Origin of the sequence: Colidextribacter sp. OB.20, assembly GCF_009911595.1 — a bacterium.
Taxonomy (GTDB): Bacteria; Bacillota; Clostridia; order Oscillospirales; family Oscillospiraceae; genus Lawsonibacter.
The window spans coordinates 1-882 of the sequence record NZ_QWKG01000157.1 but is presented as its reverse complement, the minus strand read 5'-3'; the positions used below and the strand labels follow the sequence as shown (position 1 = coordinate 882).

Here is an 882-nt window from a genome sequence, read left to right as displayed (position 1 = left end):
TCTACAGCTTCAGCTTTGAGACGACAAAAGACACGGCTGGCTGCCGTGCCTTATACCGTAACTATATTGTAGGAGGTAAATACTATGTATTTACAAAGTTATTTACCAATAATTGCATTTATGAAAGAAAATAGAGATAATAAGTAGCAAAATAATGATATTTCTCATTGGTTATACAGAAAACAGCACGAAAGTTTTAATATTGAGCAAAAAGAAAGCAAAATAAGCATTGATTTTGATAAAATAGGGAAAGAAATTTATAAAAAGCTGGAAGAAAGTATTTAGAAAGAGGCTAATAAGAGACAGAAAAGAGGCGGTAAAGGGTGACGAAACAGAGAATTTTAGGTTGATTATCTATAAAACTGCTTATCTTCTTATGACCGAGGAAAAAATCTCTCTTAAACTTTTCTGAATACGTTCTATTACAAGGCTTTCAGCGATTGTACAAAACAGAGAATTTCATAGTGTGATATGGAATCAATTCATGCTTAAAGTGCTCTATGGACTGGAAGTCTTGCAGATAGAGCAACTCACTTTTCAGCAAGCCGAAAAAGTTTTCAATCACGGCATTGTCCAGACAGTTGCCTTTTCGGCTCATGCTCTGGTGGATTCCCTTTTTCTTGAGTATAGCTTGGTACCGTTTATGCTGGTATTGCCAACCCTGATCGGAGTGAAGGATGAGTTTTGTTCCGTCCGGTACCGTTTCAAATGCTTTGTCCAGCATGGAGATAACCATGTTGAGAACTGGCCTGTCTGAGATTGTGTAGCTAACCAGGTCGCTGCTGTACAGGTCAAGAATGGGAGACAGGTATAGTTTCTCTCCAAACAAGCTGAACTCTGTGACATCGGTGACCCACTTCTGGTTTGGTTTTTCAGCATGGA

1 pseudogene is annotated in these 882 nt (G+C 38.3%); it reads right to left on the bottom strand.

Going from position 1 to position 882, the window contains the following annotated elements:
- Positions 1–478: 478 nt before the first annotated feature.
- Positions 479–882: pseudogene (locus D1641_RS18970) on the bottom strand (IS3 family transposase); the annotation flags it as partial.